The sequence below is a fragment of the Pseudoalteromonas sp. ASV78 genome (genome assembly GCF_047806705.1).
GTDB classification, from domain to species: Bacteria; Pseudomonadota; Gammaproteobacteria; order Enterobacterales; family Alteromonadaceae; genus Pseudoalteromonas; species Pseudoalteromonas prydzensis_A.
This window is the reverse complement of record NZ_JBLOPA010000001.1, coordinates 3941242-3960350: the sequence shown is the minus strand read 5'-3', so window position 1 is coordinate 3960350 and position 19109 is coordinate 3941242. Positions and strand designations below refer to the sequence as shown.

The following is a 19109-nucleotide window of genomic DNA, read 5'->3' as shown; positions in this document are numbered from 1 at the left end:
TCATCACAGTTTTTATTCGAGCGAAGGTAAACACGTGTTAAAAAAAATTAAACGCCTCTCCTGCTTGCTTCCTTTGGTGGTAACAGCCATCACAGTGCAAGCACAGCCACTTACGTTAGAACGTATTTTTGATGATCCTAGTTTAGCGGGTAAAGCACCTGTGCAGCTTAAGTTTTCACCCGATGGTAGCCGTGTTACCTATTTGCAAGGTAAAAGCGATGATTACAACCGCTATGATTTATGGGAATACAATTTAAAAGATAACAAAAATCGTATTTTAGTGGACTCGGCTAAACTATTTTCAGGCCCAGAAAATCTCTCTGATGAAGAAAAAGCGCGCCGCGAACGTCAACGCATTTTTGGTAAAGGTATTTTAGAGTACAAGTGGTCTAAGGATGGCAAAGCGCTGTTATTCCCACTTAATGGCGACCTCTATTACTACCAACTAGCATCAGCAAAAAGCCGTAAACTAACGGACACAGAAGCGTTTGAAACAGATGCCCGTTTTTCACCAAAAGGGAATTTTGTCTCGTTTGTCCGTGAACAAAACTTGTATGTGCTAAACCTAAAATCGGGCAAAGAAACTCAACTGAGCAAAGATGGCGGTGGCGTAATCAAAAACGCTATGGCTGAATTTGTTGCGCAAGAAGAAATGGGCCGCATGACTGGTTACTGGTGGTCAGGTGATGAATCAAAAATCGCCTTCACCCGCATTGACGAAAGCCCAGTAGAAGAAGCGATCCGCAACGAAATTTACGCCGAAGAAGTTAAACTATTCAACCAACGTTATCCATTTACTGGCACTAACAATGTTAAAATCCAGCTTGGCGTTGTGGCTATTAACGACCAAAGTGTTGATTGGGTGGACCTTGGCAAAGACGACGATATTTACATCGCTCGTGCGAAATGGTTAGAAGACGATAAAACGCTTTCATACCAATGGCAAGACCGCTCTCAGCACACCTTGGAATTGCGCTTTTATAACAGCGACACAAAAGAGCAAAAAGTTGCCTTAACTGAAACCAGCGATACTTGGATCAACCTGCACTTTGACCTACAGTTTTTGAAGGACAAAAAACACTTTGTTTGGGCCTCTGAGCGCAATGGCTTTAAGCATTTATACCTTTACCGTAGCAACGGTAAATTGGTACGCCAAATCACTAATGGTGACTGGGTTGTTGATAGTTTAAAGGGTATTGATGAGAAAAAAGGCATCCTCTATTTTGCCGGTCGTAAAGATACTGCTCTTGAAAGCCACTTATACAGTGTGCCGTTATTTAAAAAGGGCGACATCAAACGTATTACCGAGCAAGGCCAATACCACAATGTCGTCATTGCCAAAGACAGTAAAACCTTTATTGATAACAGCTCATCGGTAAATAAACCAGGATCGGCTGCACTTCGTAACATAAACGGCGAGTTTATTACTTGGCTTGAGGAAAACAAGCTAGATAAAACACACCCTCTTACACCTTATTTAGCTGACTTAGCTGAGCCTGAATACGGCACAATAAAAGCCGATGATGGCCAAGTGATGCATTATCGCTTATTTAAGCCAGCCACTATTAATGATGGTAAAAAGCACCCTGTACTGGTGAATGTTTATGGCGGCCCACATGCACAACGTGTAACGAACAGCTGGCGCAGTAAAAACTTATACTTCCAATATATGGCGCAACAAGGTTATGTGGTTTTCCAACTTGATAATCGCGGTTCATATAATCGCGGCAAAAAGTTCGAAGATGCCATATACAAGCATTTAGGTGTGGTGGAAGTAGCCGACCAAATCAAGGGCGTGGAATTTTTACGTACTCTTGATTACGTTGACCCGCAGCGTATTGGTATTTATGGCCACAGTTACGGCGGCTACATGGCATTAATGACCATGTTTAAAGCCGGTGATTACTTCCAAGCCGGTGTATCAGGTGCACCAGTGACTGATTGGGCATTGTATGATACTCATTACACAGAGCGCTATTTAGGCCATCCTGAAACAAACGCTAAAGGTTACACCGACAGTGCAGTATTCCCATACGCAGATGGCTTAAAAGGGCCATTAATGATCTACCATGGTATGGCTGATGACAACGTACTATTCACGCATGCCACTAAGTTATTTAAGCAACTACAAGATAACGAAAAACAGTTTGAGATGATGACCTACCCAGGTTCAAAGCACAGCTTACGTGGTAAAAGTGTACAAACGCATTTACATCAAACAATTACCAGTTTCTTTAACCGCCATTTTGACGTTAAATAACATGCTTCAATTGTTTTATAATTAAACTAAAGGCTGATTGTGTGATCAGCCTTTTTTTTGCATTAATAAAAATTGCAGCGTTATTTATTATCAATAATAACCGCTAATTACCTAGATTTTTATACCTTTTTAACTACGCTTAATGATATTCGCGAACAATGCGAGCACACACAAAGGATCTTCTATGTCGTATCTACGCCGTTTTACAATTTTCCAGCGTTTAGCAATGCTGGTTAGTGTGGTGGTAATTGGCTTACTTTTCTTAAGTATTACCAGCCTTACGCAACAATATAGTTCACTAAAAACAGAACAATATACTAAAACAAAAAACTTAGTGGAAGCAGCTCATAGCCTTATTAGCCATGCTTACTCTTTAGAACAGGCTGGCACATTAAACAAACAGCAAGCACAACAACATGCCTTAGATACCATTGCAGCCATGCGTTATGACGAAAGCAACTATTACTGGATCAACGACTATCAGCCAAATATGGTGATGCATCCAATTAAGCCAGACCTCAATGGTAAATCTTTAGCCAACAACAAAGATCCCGATGGCACTCTATTATTTATTGAAATGGTGAATATAGTAAAACAACAAGGTAGCGGCTTCGTACCATATAAATGGCCAAAGCCAGGCAAAGACATGCCGGTAGATAAAATTGCCTTTGTGAAAGGTTTTACGCCTTGGCAATGGATCATTGGCTCAGGTGTATATTTAGATACGATTGATGAAACATTCTCTGAACTGCGAACCCTAATGATCATCAATGCCAGTGTTATTCTCTTACTGTTTATTAGTTTAAGTTACTTAATTGCACGTAGTATCTTACTGCCAACGCAACTTGCAGCCGATATGATGAAAGATATTTCACAGGGCGAAGGCGATTTAACGCAAGTGTTAGATGAAAGCGGCAATGATGAAGTCTCTCGTTTGTCTCGGTATTTTAATTTATATACCACAAAAATTCGCGAATCACTTAAACAAGTCGCGACCAATGCTTACGATGTCAATCATCATGCGCAGACTGTTGATGATGCAAGTAAAACCAATCATTCTTTCATCGAGTTGCAAAATGACAGCTCAACCCAAGTAGCTGCAGCAATGGAACAGATGACCCATCAAATACATGATGTAAGTCGTAATGCTGAGGCTGCCGAACATGCTGCTGTTGATGCAGCAAGTAATGCCTCACAAGGCAAAGAAGTGGTGGCAAAAACAATTAAAGCCATTGAAACCCTATCACACAATATTGAAACAGTGAGTCAAGTGACTGCCGATTTAGCCAACGAAAGTAATAATATTGGCTCGGTGCTTGATGTAATTAGAGGGATCGCTGAACAAACCAATTTACTCGCGCTCAATGCTGCAATTGAGGCGGCACGCGCTGGTGAACAAGGCCGTGGCTTTGCCGTTGTTGCCGATGAAGTACGCACACTAGCTAGTCGCACGGGTAAAAGTACCGACGAAATTCAAGCCATGATAGCCAAACTACAAAAAGGCGCGCAGGCGGCGGTTGAAGCTGTCACGGCGAGCCAACAACTATCAAGTAGCACCGTAGAGCAAGCGGGCACTGCCAATAACTCGTTAACTGAAATTGAGCGACTGGTCTCTGTGATCACCGATATGAACGGCCAAATTGCCCGCGCAACCGAGCAACAATCAAGTGCCGCTGACGAAGTGAATTTACGTATTAATGAATTATCGCAATCAACGGAGCATTCATTAGCAAATACAGCACAACTTTCTAGTGCCAGTGATAATTTAAAACATAGCAGCCAAGAACTAAGCGATGTTGTGAGTCGCTTTAAGCTAGATTAATTAACTTACAATGCAGTCGTAACAAAGCCCCGTCATGTTCAATGGCGGGGCTTTTGCTTATTAAATATTATAAGCAGTAACGCGCAAATAGGCTGCTTAAACCAGCTGCAGTAGGTTTGCCATGTTGCCAATCGCCACCTTCAACACCACTACCGGCAATATCCATATGCACATAGGGAATTGGCTGGGCAGAGTCAGTGCCATGTTTATCTAGACCACCCACAATCGCTAAAAACGCCATTGGGAACTGGTGTCCGCGTGCAGTGACAGCCGATGCCGCGTTGTTACTTGATAGCACATCATCCGCTAGAGTGCGCGGTTTAATAAAGTCATAGTCTTCGCGGCGACTGCGAGAAACTTCTGCGCCATCTGCCCATAAATCGCCACAATCAGCCAATTTACGAGAGATATTCGCAGCACGTGCAGGGCCGTTTTCAACATACGCACTGTATGGTCCCATAGCACGGGCAGCATGACCGGTTAGTGTCGCAACAGTAAAGAGCTCTGGGTTCACTTGCGTTTTAGCAAGCTCTTTCATTTCGCTGAGTAAATCCCCCATCGCTAAGCGACCTTCCGCATCGGTGTTACCAATACGTACTCGAACACCTTCACGGCTGGTGATAATTTCATCTGGCACAAAACAATCAGAGCCAATCGAGTTACGTACCACCGCTAAAAAGGCCATTACTTTTACGCCTTGTGGCGCAAAATCAGCAACTGATTTCATAAACCCAGCAACAGAAGCAGCGCCGCCTTTATCACGGCTCATGCCTGCCATAAAGCCGCCTACTTTTAAGTCCGCGCCGCCGGTGTCATACACTAAGCCTTTACCAACAAACATTAAAGTACGAGTTACTTCACCTTCTGGCACATACTCAAGTTTTACAACACGCGGGTGATGACGCTCAACCGCATATGAAGCGCGAGCTACCGTGCTCATCATTGGGTACTCTTTATCAATAGTGGCGATATCTGCAATCACTTCAACACTGACTTTAGAGCCTTTAAATAAATCTACGCAGTAATCTGCAAAGCGCGGTGGCGCCATACGCTCAGGTTCAGTGCCACATAAATCACGCGCCGCGTGTTGCCCAGCGGCAATCGCATTAACCGCTTTAATAGTCTGCTCATTGGCACCAAATAACGCAATTTGGGTGATTGGCTCGATACTTTCACCATGATGCTCTCGCGCTTCTAGCGGCTGCCAAAGAGCTTGGCATGCACCTAAATAGGCAACTTCTAAGGCATACTGATAACGGCTGTCTTGGCTTGCTTGTGGTAAGTAAATAGCAGGTTTGGTACTACCCGATGCTTTCGCCTCAATTATCGCCAGTTTAGCGGCATCAAAATAACGACGGACATCATCATAATCACGATTTAACGGACCTGTCGGCGCTAAAATTACGCGTTTTGAGTCAACCACGAGGAACGTTACTTGTTTACCGATACGTGCATCAACCGCCATTTGCGCTTTAATCGCTAGGCTTAGATTCGGATCGTCTAATTGTGAAAAATTATCGGCAATAATAATAAGCGCGTCATGTTTTGCGTTATCTAATTGCGGGGCTGCAACTGCGTGAGGATATGCCATAAAAAGGTCCTGTTGTCGAAAAACTGAGGACCTTATTATCATTGATTTAACTAGCTATTGCCAGCAAAGCACGACGAGCTTATGTGCCGCTGGCAACTTGCAGTTACAGTGTAAAATAAATCAGTTACTCACTGCTTACGGGTTTATTCTCTGCGCGATGTTTAGCGATCACAGACCAGGCTTCAAGCATAACCAACACACTGATGATTAAGACAATGATATCCAATGTCACTAATAACCAGTTACCTTGTTGGTAGTATTCACCAAGCTTGATCAGGCCAGCAAAAAACGCCATCACTAGCACAAAACTCATCGGAATAAGCGTGTATTTAGCTGGGCGATTTGCTTTGATCAACATCACCGAAATAACTAACAACGTCAGGCTCGCTAAAATCTGATTCGTTGAGCCAAACAACGGCCAAATGATCATGCCACCACTGCCATCAGCGCCACCAGCACCAAAGGCCAATAATAAACAACTTAGCACTGCAATCAATGTGGCTATTACGCCATTTTTTATCACTTTAATATTATAAATATCACCCCACTCTTGAATGATATAACGCTGCAAGCGCACTCCAGAGTCCATCGTCGTACCAGCAAATAGCACCACCATAACGGCAAGCAATGTCGATGCAATTTCGTTTGAAATACCCCAACCAGTTTCAATTAGGTTGGCACCGCCATTAACAAAAGCACCGACGCTACCGGCCCCTAAGTGGCTATATATTTCATGCCATTCTTCTGGCGATACAGCAAGCGCCACACCACTTACAGCAACCAAAGTGATCAGGGCTAACATGCCCTCGCCCACAGCACCGAGGTAGCCAACAAAACGGCCATCGGTTTCTTTATTAAGCTGCTTAGAGCTAGTACCCGATGACACAATACCGTGAAAGCCCGACACCGCGCCACAGGCTATGGTGACAAATAGTAAAGGAATAATACTCGGGGTATCTATCGCAGTTTGCGTGTTAAAAGCTGGAGCAGTGATATCAGGCATAGAAACAAAAACTGCGCCATATAACAGCACTAAACCTACCAATAATTGCATACCATTGATGAAATCACGCGGTTGTAACAACATCCAAACCGGTAACAATGACGCGATAGCTGCATATATAAATAAAATAATGATCCAGTTAGCATTGGCGCTTAAACCAAATAGCTCGTCAGGGAGAGTAATAGGCATGCTGCTGCCTAAATAGATGGTGTAATATAAAATCCCCACGCCGATAAAGCACAGCGGAATAAGAGAGATTTTTTTACGCAACAATTGACCAATCACGAGCGCTACCACAATTGCAGCCCAAGCAGGGAAAACCGCATTTGGGCTACTGATAAATGATTTTGCTATCACCACCCCAAACACCGCATTAACCATTAATAACACCAGAAAAACCACAATCATAAATAACGCGCGGGTACGCTTACCAATCACGGTTTCTGAGAGCGCGCCCATGGATTTGCCTTTATTACGCGCACTGGCCCAAAGCGCGCCCATATCGTGCACACCGGCAAAAAATATAGTACCTAATACGACCCACAATACGGCTGGCACCCAGCCCCAGTAAACAGCAATCGCAGGGCCAACAATTGGCGCAGCACCTGCGACAGAGGTAAAATGATGCCCCCAAAGCACCACTTTATTGGTAGGTACAAAATCTTTACCATCTTCGAGTTCATGCGCTGGGGTGACAAAACTGTCATCCATTTTGAAAATCTTTTCGGCGATAAATTTAGAATAAACAAACCAACCAAAAAGCATTCCAACCATACCTAGCAGTACAATTACAACTGATTGCATAGCGATCTCCTTATAGTTATAGTTATATAAATGTGTGTTGTTCATTTTCTACACTAGCAAGACTTGAGTAAAAAACACGCTAAACCTTTAGTCTAATATACTTAACTGAAGATGCTGTTGCGGCTCGTTTTTTACGCCAATCCCGATGCCAAGTAATCGTACCGGTTGCTGTTGACCACGTTGATACGCTTTGCTTAGTAGTTCAGTAAATATAGCTGTGTCAATTTGATGATAGGACTGATCTGCCGATGTCACCACAAAATTAGCAAATTTTACTTTCACACTGAGTTTATTGATGCGTTGTTGTAATTGCTGTTTTGCTAATCGTCGAGTAAGTTCTTCTAACAAAATGGGCAATTGTTCTAAGCATTCTTGTAAGCTGGTTTTATTGTATTCGTAGGTATGTTCTACACTCAGAGATTTACGCACCCGCTCTGTAGACACTTTACCAATATGTAAGCCCGCACATTTTTGATACAGCGACACGCCAAAGTTACCAACATGCTGCTGCATCCAGTTAACACCTTTTTCGCACACATCGGCACCTGTGTATAAGCCCTTTAAATTAAGCTTTTCCAAAGTGACCTTACCCACACCGGGTATTTTGCCTAGAGGTAATTGCGCCAAAAACTCATCAACTAGTTCTGGTAACACTACAAACTGGCCATTTGGTTTATTTTCGTCACTGGCGATTTTGGCAATAAACTTTATTGGTGCCACACCTGCTGATGCGGTTAAGCCAGTAGCGGCAAAAATATCAGCACGGATTTGCTGCGCCATTAATGTCGCACTGCCTTTACACGCTGTGCTGTCGGTGACATCAAGGTAGGCTTCATCTAAGGAAAGGGGTTCGATTAAATCGGTATAACGCTGAAAAATAGCGCGAATTTGTAGAGAGATTGCTTTGTATACCTGCATGCGGCCAGGCACAATCACTAAATCAGGGCAGCGTTGTTTAGCATGATAGTTGGACATAGCCGAGCGCACACCGTATTCACGAGCAATATAATTGGCCGTCGACAGTACGCCTCTTCTACTATTACCACCAATAGCCAACGGCACATTAGCTAACGCTGGATTGTCGCGCATTTCTACCGCGGCATAAAAGCAATCCATGTCGATATGAATAAACTTTTTCATTCCCAAAACCAAACAACTGTATATATGAACAGTTATTATTAATTAACTTTACCCTATAAGCAAGTTATCAGCTGGGAGATTCTTCTTCTAGGTTTTTCTTGCGTGTAAATAATCTATGCCCAAACAACCAAAAAGCACCTTCGAATACAAAGCCAAGGATCACTAATGCTATAGCACCTGATGCGTTGCCCATTGCATAACACAAAAATGCTAAACCCAGCAGGCCAAGCAGGGCCAACCATTTGGTAATTTTTGCTGCAACTAAGTTCATAATTTGCTCCTTTAAATCATCAAAACACCAAACTGAAAGTTATCATTTACGTAAGCGTGAACTACTAAAGCTAGCATGTTTTGATGATTTTTCTAATTTTCTTGAGCTAAAAGCAGCATATTGCTAACCTGAGTATTCATTACAGTAATCGAGTTTGTTTATGCAATCGTTTATAGAACAACACCCTATTCACACCAAAATTAATGTTGCTTGGGGTGAAATGGATGCCTTACAGCACGTTAATAATGTCGTTTATTTCCGTTATTTTGAAACTGCCCGAATTGATTTTTTTAACCAAATTAATTTGCTCGAAGACTTACAAAAAACAGGGGTAGGACCGGTGATCAGCGAAAATAACGCCCGTTATAAGCGCCCAGTTACGTTTCCAGATACTGTGCTTGTAGGGGTAACAATCAGTGACATTCAAGTTGATCGCTTTATGATGCATTACAAGGTGTTTAGCCAAGCACAAAACGCGTTGACGACTATTGGCTCATCACAAGTGGTGATGTTCAACTTTAAAACAGGCAACAAAGCTAATTTAAGTGAACCTCTTTTAACGGCTCTTAAAACCTACTCGCAAGATTAAATAAGGAATCATTATGCGTTATAACCCTCTTGGCAGTAGTGGTATCAATGTATCACGCGTGTGCTTAGGCAGTATGACGTGGGGCGTGCAAAATAATCAAGCCGATGCGGATGAGCAAATAGCTTACGCCCTAGCGCAAGGTGTTAATTTTATTGATACCGCTGAAATGTATGCCATTCCACCCACGCCTGATACTTACGGAAAGACAGAGCAAATTATAGGTAACTGGCTAGCACGTAATCCAAGTAAACGAAATGACATTGTGCTGGCAACCAAAATTGCTGGTAATGGCCTATCTTGGGTGCGTGATGGGGGTGATATTACTCGTCAAACGGTGGTCAGCGCCGTTGATGCATCATTAAAACGCCTGCAAACCGATGTAATCGATTTATATCAACTACATTGGCCAAATCGCCAATCGCCGCACTTTAGCAAACAATGGCCTGGTATGATCCGTTTTAGTGATGCCAATACACAGCAGCACACGGCAGGTATGTTAGACATTCTGGAAGGTTTAAATGATTGCGTTAAAGCCGGTAAAATTAAACATTGTGGCCTATCTGACGACACGCCCTGGGGTATAAGCCAATTTCTACGTTTAAGTGAGCAACATAATTTACCGCGCATGGTATCAATTCAAAATGAGTTTAGTTTATTACATGCCAAAGATTGGCCTTATTTAATTGAGCAATGTATTCATGAAGATATTGCCTATCTTCCTTGGTCGCCACTCGCAGGCGGTATGTTAACGGGTAAGTACCTAAATGGCGCTCGCCCTGAAGGAAGCCGCTGGACCTTAGTACAGCGTAACGGCTTATTCCGTGATACCGCGCAATCCCAGCAAGCAATTAGTCACTATGTTGAGATTGCCCAGCAATATCAGCTAACCCCTGCACAGTTGGCGCTGGCATGGTGCGACCAAGTAGATGGCGTAACCTCGTCAATTATTGGTGCGACCAGCTTAGCGCAATTAAAAGAAGACATAGACGCGTTTAATATCGAGCTAAGTGAGCAAGCACTCACTGATATTGATGCAATATTTAGACAATATCCAATGCCATTCTAAGTAAATTAGCCCGATCAATAATATTGGTTGGGCTTAACTTCGCGCTTTATCTCTTCCTCACAACACGCTTTGAGTCATAAATAAAAGGTAAAATACCAACAAAGTATGAGGTTTTATAACTTTCCACAACGGCCCTCAGTCTTAGGTAGCAGAAAATATTAGTTGTTGTATACTCGAAAATAAGTTGTTAACAAGTAAGATATTTAACTATGCGAAGCGTGTATTACATTATTACTCTATTCTTTTACTTTTCAAGTAACTACGCATATGCAAATCGCACTAACACGATTACTGAAATTACTTGGCTACAAAGTGATACCGCTCCATTTCATTTAGAGAAAAGTACGCAAGCTCCTGCTGGAGGGCTGTGCGATTATTTAGTTGAACAACTGATTGCACAATTACCTGAGATAAAGCACAGCCGTTTTTTATTACCGCAAAAGCGTATCGGCAAATATTTAGATGAAGGAAAAATGGCTTGCTACCCATGTATGATCCACCGTACAAAAAGCACAGATCGAGCTGCCTATTCCATACCAACTACGGTATACCCTGCATTTAATATTATTACCACACCAACAAATGCCAAGGCAATCAGCTTACGCCATGGTGCTCCCGTACAACTAATTAACTTACTCACAGACAATCATTTTATTTTTGGCCAAACCGCTGCAAGAAAATTTACCCGTAAAATAAATGAAATAGCTTATAACACTAAAAGCTACGAAAACGCCTCTTTAAGTTGGAGCAGTGAGAACGAAAGTAGCGCCGTCATTGCAAGGCTAAATCATGGCTATATTGACTATACCATCGACTATCCGTTTCTAGCCGATTATTACAATCGTTTTAGCGAGTTGAGTAATGTGGTTGCTTTGCCAATAGCCGATCACCAAAACAACTTAGTGCTTGGAGCCATAGGTTGCTCTGCAAATGCGCCAAATAACTTTGCTAATAACGCACTACGTCAAATTAATCGCGTATTACAGCAAAGTATTTTACCATCAGCTCAATACCAAATGTCGCAACGACAATGGCTTGAGTCAACGTTTCCTGACTTTCTTGTGCAGTATCAGCAACAAGTATTAAACGTTAATCTGCCAGCCAGCGCTGCTCCAGAAGAAGTTGAGCATCCAAATAAAGCTGAACAATAAACTCACTGCCGGCACTGACTTCACCAACCCCTGCGGGCGTCCCTGTCATAATGATATCGCCATCTTGCAAGCTCATAAATTGGCTAATTTCAGCCAATATGGCATCCGCTTTGTGGATCATTAACCCACAATCGCCTTGTTGCTGGATATGGCCATCAATCGTCAGCTGAAAGCTAAATGGCTGCTGCGCATCTGTAATTGCCACAAACTCACTGAATAATGCCGAGCCATCAAACGCCTTCGCTCGCTCCCATGGCAAACCTTGCGTTTTTAATCGCGTTTGCACTTCTCGTTTAGTTAAATCTAACCCTAAGCCCACAGCACTAAGCTGATTATTTTTAACGATAAAACAAAGTTCAGTCTCAAAGTGTAAAGTGTCTTGATTATGCTGACTGTGTAACTGTTCACTGATAGCGCTATTCGGCTTTATAAATAACAGCATTTCACTGGGGGTTTCATTGCCCAGCTCAGCAATATGTGCAGCATAATTACGGCCAATACAGATAATTTTATTGGGCGTGACTGATTGCCCTGCCACTTTAATGGTATTCATTGCAAACCTTCCTCGTACCTATGTCTCGTTGCTAACATTACTTATAAGTTAAAGATATTAACAAGTATTATCATACATTAATTCCTATATTTGCCACTAAAAATGGAGATAAACAACAGCTTAGCAAATAATTATGATTAAATATTCCCTATAATAACATAAACATACCGATTGGCCGTAGATACATAAACTAATAACTATTGACGATTGTTTTACTTTCTACTAACTTAATGTAAGCGGTTACATAAATAAAGTCGGGTTCGGCGATTTTTTTTACAATTAAATGTAAGCGCTTACATTAGACGACAAACACAACAATAAAATCAAATCTGGAGATTTGCATGAACCACACACATTTCAAGAAAAAGCAGCTTGCTATTAGTCTGTCCATGGCTATGGGTTTAAGTGTGCTAATTCCTCATTCCGCCGTCGCCGAAGAAGAGCCCGCTGCAAAAACAGATATAGAAGTTATTCAAGTGTCAGGTATTCGCGGCAGCTTAGTTAAGTCTATGGATATTAAACGCCAATCTGCTGGCGTTGTAGACGCTATCACCTCTGAAGATATCGGCAAGTTCCCTGATACTAACCTTGCTGAATCGCTGCAACGGATCACTGGTGTATCAATTGACCGCAGCAACGGTGAAGGCAGCAAAATCACCGTACGTGGTTTTGGCCCTGAGTTTAACTTAGTGACGCTAAATGGTCGCCAAATGCCAACCACCGGTGGCCGCTCATTTGACTTTGCCGACATCGCCACCGAAAGTGTTAGCGGTGTTGAAGTTTATAAAACAGCCCGCGCTGACATTCCAAGTGGTGGCATTGGCGCAACCGTTAATATCAGTACCGCTAAACCTTTATCGAACCCAGGTTTACATGCCTCAGTAGGTGCAAAAGCCGTACATGACACCTCAAATGAAACTGGTAAAGATGTTACTCCCGAATATTCAGGTATTTACAGCAACACATTTAATGACGACAAATTCGGTATTTTAATTTCAGGCTCTGTGCAAGAGCGTGACAACCGCGAGCAATCAATGGCGGTTGATAACTGGATCCCAAATGTTGATATTTCAACATCACCGAATTTATCAGTAACCGATAACAACCAACGTGCAGACGGCACTACGTGGTATCCGCAAAATGCTGGTTATGCATTTTCAGATAACACCCGTAAACGTACCAATGGCCAACTGGTACTACAATACGCACCATCTGAAAAACTGACCGCAACACTTGATTACACGTATTCAAAACTTGAGTTTGAAAAAGACGGCCGTAGTTTTGGTGTATGGTTTAACAACGGTGGTAACGTAAATTCAGCTAACATCAATGAAAATGGTACCTACACACAAGTAAGCGAGTTTGGTGGGGATTACTCAACTAACTTAAACCGTGGTGCCACGACCAACGAAAATAAATCACTGGGTTTAAACCTTGATTGGCAAGTGACTGACAACTTCAACATTGAGTTTGATGCCCATAATTCATCGGCAGAAAGTGCCGGTGCTGGCATTGGCCACGATGCATTTATGATCATTGGTAACACCTCATGTGGTTCGTGTGCTAACCCAACCGTGAATATTGATGAAAAAATGGCTGACTTTAGCCAAGGCGAAATTCCGCTGATCGGCATGACTTTAACCAATGGCCAAGCAGAGTTAATGCCAAGCGATATGGGCTCCTTATTTGCCGGTGTTAATAAAGACTCCAACACCAATGACATTGATCAATATCAGCTTAAAAGCACTTGGTATAACGAAAACAGCAGTGCGCTTTCGAGTATTAATTTCGGTGTATCACACACAAAGATTGATTTTCGAACTACACAAGCTTATTCAGAGCAGCTAGCTGCAGGTTGGTGGTTAAACTCTGCGGATTGGTACGATGATAGCTTGTTTACTCGTGTTGATACCTCAGGCTTTTTAGATGGCTTCTCTGGCGGTGGCAGCGATAAACTACTTAACTACTATTACGATGCTGATTTTGATGAAATTGTGGCAATCGCAGAAAGCATTGATTGTGACCACCCTGATGGCGGCATTGGTGCCTGTAGCTGGCCAGCCGAGTTAAATGGCAAGGTGCAAGCAGGCCCTATCGACAACGACCAACGTGTGAGTGAAAAAACGCTCTCATTCTACACGCAAGCTAATTTTGAAACCGAATTTAACAACATGTACGTCACCATGGCGGTTGGCTTACGTTATGAAAAAACTGACGTTAGCTCTGATAGCCTTGAGAGACCAGCTACTAGCATGATATGGGTCAATGGTAACGAATGGTCATATGACTTTGGCGATCAAACCTTCTCAGCTGGCGAGGGTAGCAGCAGCGAATTCTTACCAAACTTAGATATTAATGTTGAAGTTGCCCAAGATGTAATGGCACGTTTCTCTTATAGCCGTACACTGGCACGCCCTCCTGTAGGTTCACTACGTTCCACCACCTCATTTTTAGGTAACCCTAAGGTGGGTCAACGTAAAGTGGCTGTAGGTAACCCAAACCTAAAACCATTTGTATCTGATAACATTGATTTATCACTTGAATATTACTACGGCGAAGGCAGCTATATGTCGGCGGGTTATTACCGTAAACAAGTTGAAAACTTTATTGTTAATGTCACAACTCAAGAAACCATGGGTGATATTCGTGACCCATTTGTCGGTGAACGCGCAGAACAAGCTCGCGAAGATTTAGCAGCCGAAGGTGTCACCCCTTCTGATCAAGCAATTCATGACAAGATCAATGAAAACCAAGGCACAGCACAAGGTACCGGCATCACAGGCGCAGCAACGGATCCATTAACTATCTTTGATGTTGCCCGCGATACTAACGTTGAGACAGGTAACTTATGGGGTTGGGAGCTTGCTGCACAGCACATGTTTGGCGACACTGGATTTGGTGTCGTTGCAAACGCCACTTTCGTATTTGGTGATGTTGAAGCAGATCGTGATGCTGTTGGTTTCCAATTTGCACTACCGGGGTTAAGTGACTCAGCTAACCTCTCGGCAATTTATGATTTAAACGGTTTATCAGCGCGTCTATCGTATAACTGGCGTGATGAGTTCTTAAATGGCTTTGATCAACATTCATCGCCTATCTTTACTGAATCTTATGGTCAGTGGGATATTAACGTGAACTACGCAGTAAACGAGCAGCTAACTGTGTTTGTGGAAGGCTTAAACTTAACAGACGAAACACAACGTACTTATGTTCGTTACTCTGAGCAGTTATTACGTGCTAATCAGTACGGTGCCCGTTACAACATTGGTTTCCGCTACGCTTTCTAATATTTTGTTGTCAAAAAGCCGCTGCAAAGCGGCTTTTTTTTGCTACGCTATTTATACCCTCATTATGACAAGGGTATATCACTTAATTTGGTAATTATTAATGGCAATATCCGCGATAAATCATATTATTATAATTGGCGGCGGCAGTGCTGGCTGGCTTAGCGCTGGACTTATAGCCGCTCAAGGGCATCTGACTCACAACGCTAAAGTTACCCTTATTGAATCGCCTGAGGTGGCCACTTTAGGTGTTGGTGAAGGTACTTGGCCGACCATGCGGAAAACTTTAAAAACCATTGGTATTAGTGAAACACAATTCATTCGTGAATGTGATGCATCGTTTAAACAAGGTTCTCGTTTTGATGGCTGGTGCGATGATAAAAGCAATGACGACAGTAACGACTACTACTACCACCCGTTTAGCTTGCCCGTTGCTTATCAAAGCCTAAATATAGCGCCTTATTGGTTTGCCCAACATGAAGCGGTTAGCTTTAGTCATGCAGTTGCCAGCCAAACTTACTTTTGCGATCACCACAAAGCCCCAAAAACACATTTACACAGCGACTATCAAGCACAGGCAAACTATGGCTATCATTTAGATGCTGGAAAATTTGCGCAACTATTAATGCGTCACTGCGTTACTAAGCTCAATGTCAATCATCTGATAAGTCATGTTGATGAGGTGATCAACGATGACGATGGTTATATAAGTGGGGTAAAAACCCGTGATCACGGCCTGATCACTGGCGACTTATTTATTGATTGCTCAGGCCATCATGGCCGCTTAATTGATAAGCACTATCAGGTACCACTAGAATCGCAACAACATATTCTATTTAATAACCGCGCAGTGGCTGTGCAAGTCCCCTACCCTAACAGTGAACAAGAGCTCCTTTCTTACACTAAAGCAACGGCGCAAGATAGCGGCTGGATTTGGGATATCGGCTTACAAACTCGCCGTGGTGTTGGTATGGTGTATTCAAGTGAATATGAAACTAATCAAGGCGCGAAAGATAAGCTGATAAGTTATTTAAAAGCCACACAAAGTGAGCTCGATATTAACAAGTTAACCATCCGCGAATTGAGCTTTCAACCAGGCTATCGAACACAGTTTTGGCATAAAAACTGTATCGCAATTGGTATGTCAGCAGGCTTTATCGAACCACTGGAAGCCTCAGCTTTGGTGATGGTGGAACTGGGCTTAAACACGCTACTGGCAAACTTTCCAACTCACCGCAAGGCCATGCCTCAGCTCAGTAAACGCTTTGATCAACAATGCCACTATCGGTGGCAGCGTATCATTGAGTTTTTAAAACTGCACTATGTGTTATCAAAGCGTAGTAGCGACTATTGGCAAGCACATAGAGATAGCAACACAATACCGCAAACCCTGCTTGATAACCTTGCGCTATGGCAATACCAAAGTCCTTGGCTGAATGATTTTGACCGTGCCCAAGAAGTGTTTTCAGCGGCTAGTTATCAGTTTGTTTTATACGGTATGAAGCACTTACCGGCATTTCCCAAAATGAACATGCCCGCAAGTATCATTGAGCATTTTAGCAATAATCAGCAAGCTGCAAAGCAAGGGTTAGCCAACTTACCCACTAACCGCCAGTTACTGGAGCATATTAAAAACTTTGGTTTACAGCCTATTTAACTTAACAGGTTTAAGTTAACCAATTGAATTAACCTTATTTAAAATCAGGAGGCCACATGGCCAACCATGTTTTACTTGATAATATTAGTCATAAAGAATTAAAAGTGATCACCGAACGTGGCGCAAAATGGGGCGATAACATCAGCTGCACAGCTATTTACCCGAGTGAATTCACTAAAGTACAAGCTAATCAACCCATTGTATTTCGTAAGCACCCACAGTCAGGGCAGTTTGAAGCATTAGCCTTATTTGGCTTTGAAAATAGCGAAAACCTACTACTCGATACACAAGGCAACTTAGCACTGAATTACTTACCACTGAGCATGCAGCGCCAACCTTTTTTAATCGGCCAGCAAACACAGTATAACCAAGGCATACCTGAGCAATCGTTAGTGGTGCATGTAGATTTAGACAGCCCACGTATTAATACAACAGAAGGGGAAGCTGTGTTTTTAGAACACGGTGGCAATAGCGACTACTTAAGCCATATTGCCCAAGTACTGAATACCCTGCATCTTGAAAATCAAGCCCTCCCCGCTTTTTTTGAACAACTCCTTGAGCTTAATTTAATTGAAGCATTTACAATTGAATACCAACAAAAAAATGCTGATAAAGTCACTGTCGGCGGTTTTTATACTATCAATCAACAAACCTTAAATACCCTCACCAGCGAGCAGCTACACGCCTTACAGCACAGTGGTTATTTGCAGGCTATTTATATGGCAATTGCATCGCTTGAACAGATCCCTACCTTACTTAATAAAAAATGGGCGCAGCAGTAATGCCAAGCGCAGCTCAACAAATAAAGCAGCAAGTCAGGCAATGCCATATTGATGACATCGACGACTTGCCGAGCTTTTTAGCCGAGCAAACAACCCCTGTTGTGATCAAAGACGTATGCGCGCACTGGCCTATGGTTGAGCAAGCCAAACAAAGCGATCAACAAGCACTGAGTTATTTAAAAAGCCTTGCTAGCGACTCACCTGTACGGGCATTTTCAGCCCCAGCCAAAGAGCGTGGCCGTTATTTTTACAATGCCCAAATGAACGGCTTTAATTTTAGCCAATATGCGAGCAATTTAGTTGCATTACTTGGCCAATTAGAACAAACGAAGACGATAGCCGAACCAGACTCTTATTATATGGGCTCAACGGCGTGCGATTACTGCGCGCCGCAGTTTAATGTCAGTAACCCGTTACAGGTCACGTCGCATCAGTGTTTAAAGAGCTTGTGGGTGGGTAATCACAGCCAAATTGCCGCCCATTATGATAATGCCGACAACCTTGCCTGCGTAGCAGCTGGCAGCCGTGAATTTATATTATTCGCCCCAGAGCAAGTAGATAACTTATATATTGGCCCGCTGGAATTCACCCCAGCAGGACAAGCCGTCAGCTTAGTTGATTTTGCTGCTCCTGATTTTAACCGTTTCCCCCGCTTTGAACAGGCGCTAAACAGCGCGCTGATCGCCAAGTTAGCACCCGGTGATGGCATATTTATTCCTGCACTTTGGTGGCATCAGGTGAGTGCACCAGGGGGATTTAATGTACTGGTTAACTATTGGTGGCGCCAAGCAGCTGATCATTTAGCCAATCCATTTGATGCACTACTGCACAGTATGCTGGCAATTAAAGACTTACCCACAAGCCATAAAGCTCACTGGCAGACTTTCTTTAATCATTATGTATTTAATGACGATGTTAAGCTTAGTGAACACACACCAGAAGATGTAAAAGGCATTCTTGGGGAAGTGGATGAACTGACTGCACGAAAAATTCGCCAGCTATTACTACAAAAATTAAATCGCTAATACTTGGTGGTTTGGCTATATATAAATGATGAGATGAATCTTAAGCCTGCGGTTACAACGAGTTCGGCGATGTAACACCAGGCTTAAGACCCAAATAACTTAAAGTCGTTT

The 19109-nt window shown here is 42.8% G+C and carries 14 protein-coding genes; 9 read left to right on the top strand and 5 right to left on the bottom strand.

Annotated elements, in window-relative coordinates; genetic code table 11:
• Positions 1-34 precede the first annotated feature (34 nt).
• Positions 35-2260 (top strand): DPP IV N-terminal domain-containing protein, encoded by a 2226-nt coding sequence (locus tag ACMVDV_RS18050; protein ID WP_416159017.1) that lies wholly within the window; start codon positions 35-37, stop codon positions 2258-2260.
• Between the two features lie 184 nt (positions 2261-2444).
• The gene (locus tag ACMVDV_RS18045; protein ID WP_304178502.1) at positions 2445-4082 is read left to right on the top strand and encodes a methyl-accepting chemotaxis protein; all 1638 of its coding nucleotides are present in this window, start codon (positions 2445-2447) and stop codon (positions 4080-4082) included.
• A gap of 67 nt (positions 4083-4149) precedes the next feature.
• On the opposite strand, the gene ACMVDV_RS18040 is transcribed toward ACMVDV_RS18045, so the two are convergent.
• The 4 genes from ACMVDV_RS18040 to ACMVDV_RS18025 all read right to left on the bottom strand — a co-directional run bounded on the left by ACMVDV_RS18040 (position 4150) and on the right by ACMVDV_RS18025 (position 8891).
• Positions 4150-5673 (bottom strand): M17 family metallopeptidase, encoded by a 1524-nt coding sequence (locus tag ACMVDV_RS18040; RefSeq protein WP_416159016.1) that lies wholly within the window; start codon positions 5671-5673, stop codon positions 4150-4152.
• A gap of 124 nt (positions 5674-5797) precedes the next feature.
• The gene (locus ACMVDV_RS18035; protein ID WP_416159015.1) at positions 5798-7480 is read right to left on the bottom strand and encodes a carbon starvation protein A; all 1683 of its coding nucleotides are present in this window, start codon (positions 7478-7480) and stop codon (positions 5798-5800) included.
• A gap of 87 nt (positions 7481-7567) precedes the next feature.
• On the bottom strand, positions 7568-8620 hold the full coding sequence (gene dinB / locus ACMVDV_RS18030) for a DNA polymerase IV (RefSeq protein WP_304178508.1): 1053 nt from the start codon (positions 8618-8620) through the stop codon (positions 7568-7570).
• Positions 8621-8687: 67 nt separating this feature from the next.
• Positions 8688-8891 (bottom strand): hypothetical protein, encoded by a 204-nt coding sequence (locus ACMVDV_RS18025; RefSeq protein ID WP_304178510.1) that lies wholly within the window; start codon positions 8889-8891, stop codon positions 8688-8690.
• 160 nt (positions 8892-9051) lie between these two features.
• On the opposite strand from ACMVDV_RS18025, the gene ACMVDV_RS18020 reads away from it, so the two are divergent.
• From ACMVDV_RS18020 to ACMVDV_RS18010, 3 genes are all read left to right on the top strand, one after another.
• Positions 9052-9480, top strand: coding sequence for an acyl-CoA thioesterase (locus ACMVDV_RS18020; protein ID WP_416159014.1), 429 nt, complete (start codon positions 9052-9054; stop codon positions 9478-9480).
• 13 nt (positions 9481-9493) lie between these two features.
• Positions 9494-10546 carry an aldo/keto reductase gene (locus ACMVDV_RS18015; RefSeq protein WP_416159013.1) on the top strand — a complete coding sequence of 351 codons (1053 nt, stop codon included), beginning with the start codon at positions 9494-9496 and terminating at the stop codon, positions 10544-10546.
• Between the two features lie 209 nt (positions 10547-10755).
• A complete protein-coding gene (locus ACMVDV_RS18010) occupies positions 10756-11697 on the top strand; it encodes an ABC transporter substrate-binding protein (RefSeq protein ID WP_416159012.1) in 942 nt (313 codons plus the stop codon).
• On the opposite strand, the gene ACMVDV_RS18005 is transcribed toward ACMVDV_RS18010, so the two are convergent.
• Positions 11636-12250 carry a fumarylacetoacetate hydrolase family protein gene (locus tag ACMVDV_RS18005; RefSeq protein WP_416159011.1) on the bottom strand — a complete coding sequence of 205 codons (615 nt, stop codon included), beginning with the start codon at positions 12248-12250 and terminating at the stop codon, positions 11636-11638. The genes ACMVDV_RS18010 and ACMVDV_RS18005 overlap by 62 nt on opposite strands.
• A gap of 341 nt (positions 12251-12591) precedes the next feature.
• Between ACMVDV_RS18005 and ACMVDV_RS18000 the strand changes: the two genes are divergently transcribed.
• The 4 genes from ACMVDV_RS18000 to ACMVDV_RS17985 all read left to right on the top strand — a co-directional run bounded on the left by ACMVDV_RS18000 (position 12592) and on the right by ACMVDV_RS17985 (position 18998).
• Positions 12592-15537 carry a TonB-dependent receptor gene (locus tag ACMVDV_RS18000; protein ID WP_416159010.1) on the top strand — a complete coding sequence of 982 codons (2946 nt, stop codon included), beginning with the start codon at positions 12592-12594 and terminating at the stop codon, positions 15535-15537.
• Between the two features lie 100 nt (positions 15538-15637).
• On the top strand, positions 15638-17191 hold the full coding sequence (locus ACMVDV_RS17995) for a tryptophan halogenase family protein (protein WP_416159009.1): 1554 nt from the start codon (positions 15638-15640) through the stop codon (positions 17189-17191).
• 56 nt (positions 17192-17247) lie between these two features.
• Positions 17248-17973 carry a SapC family protein gene (locus ACMVDV_RS17990; RefSeq protein WP_416159008.1) on the top strand — a complete coding sequence of 242 codons (726 nt, stop codon included), beginning with the start codon at positions 17248-17250 and terminating at the stop codon, positions 17971-17973.
• Positions 17973-18998, top strand: coding sequence for a cupin-like domain-containing protein (locus tag ACMVDV_RS17985; RefSeq protein WP_416159007.1), 1026 nt, complete (start codon positions 17973-17975; stop codon positions 18996-18998). The genes ACMVDV_RS17990 and ACMVDV_RS17985 overlap by 1 nt, the downstream gene beginning before the upstream one ends.
• The last annotated feature ends 111 nt before the right edge of the window (positions 18999-19109 follow it).

Excerpts from the sequence above, each read along its gene's own strand:
- ACMVDV_RS18020 (WP_416159014.1), top strand. The coding sequence starts at position 9,052 with ATGCAATCGTTTATAGAACAACACCCTATTCACACCAAAATTAATGTT.
- ACMVDV_RS18040 (WP_416159016.1), bottom strand. The coding sequence starts at position 5,673 with ATGGCATATCCTCACGCAGTTGCAGCCCCGCAATTAGATAACGCAAAA.
- ACMVDV_RS18000 (WP_416159010.1), top strand. The coding sequence starts at position 12,592 with ATGAACCACACACATTTCAAGAAAAAGCAGCTTGCTATTAGTCTGTCC.
- ACMVDV_RS18035 (WP_416159015.1), bottom strand. The coding sequence starts at position 7,480 with ATGCAATCAGTTGTAATTGTACTGCTAGGTATGGTTGGAATGCTTTTT.
- ACMVDV_RS18045 (WP_304178502.1), top strand. The coding sequence starts at position 2,445 with ATGTCGTATCTACGCCGTTTTACAATTTTCCAGCGTTTAGCAATGCTG.
- ACMVDV_RS17985 (WP_416159007.1), top strand. The coding sequence starts at position 17,973 with ATGCCAAGCGCAGCTCAACAAATAAAGCAGCAAGTCAGGCAATGCCAT.
- ACMVDV_RS18005 (WP_416159011.1), bottom strand. The coding sequence starts at position 12,250 with ATGAATACCATTAAAGTGGCAGGGCAATCAGTCACGCCCAATAAAATT.
- ACMVDV_RS18010 (WP_416159012.1), top strand. The coding sequence starts at position 10,756 with ATGCGAAGCGTGTATTACATTATTACTCTATTCTTTTACTTTTCAAGT.
- dinB (WP_304178508.1), bottom strand. The coding sequence starts at position 8,620 with ATGAAAAAGTTTATTCATATCGACATGGATTGCTTTTATGCCGCGGTA.
- ACMVDV_RS17990 (WP_416159008.1), top strand. The coding sequence starts at position 17,248 with ATGGCCAACCATGTTTTACTTGATAATATTAGTCATAAAGAATTAAAA.
- ACMVDV_RS17995 (WP_416159009.1), top strand. The coding sequence starts at position 15,638 with ATGGCAATATCCGCGATAAATCATATTATTATAATTGGCGGCGGCAGT.
- ACMVDV_RS18025 (WP_304178510.1), bottom strand. The coding sequence starts at position 8,891 with ATGAACTTAGTTGCAGCAAAAATTACCAAATGGTTGGCCCTGCTTGGC.
- ACMVDV_RS18015 (WP_416159013.1), top strand. The coding sequence starts at position 9,494 with ATGCGTTATAACCCTCTTGGCAGTAGTGGTATCAATGTATCACGCGTG.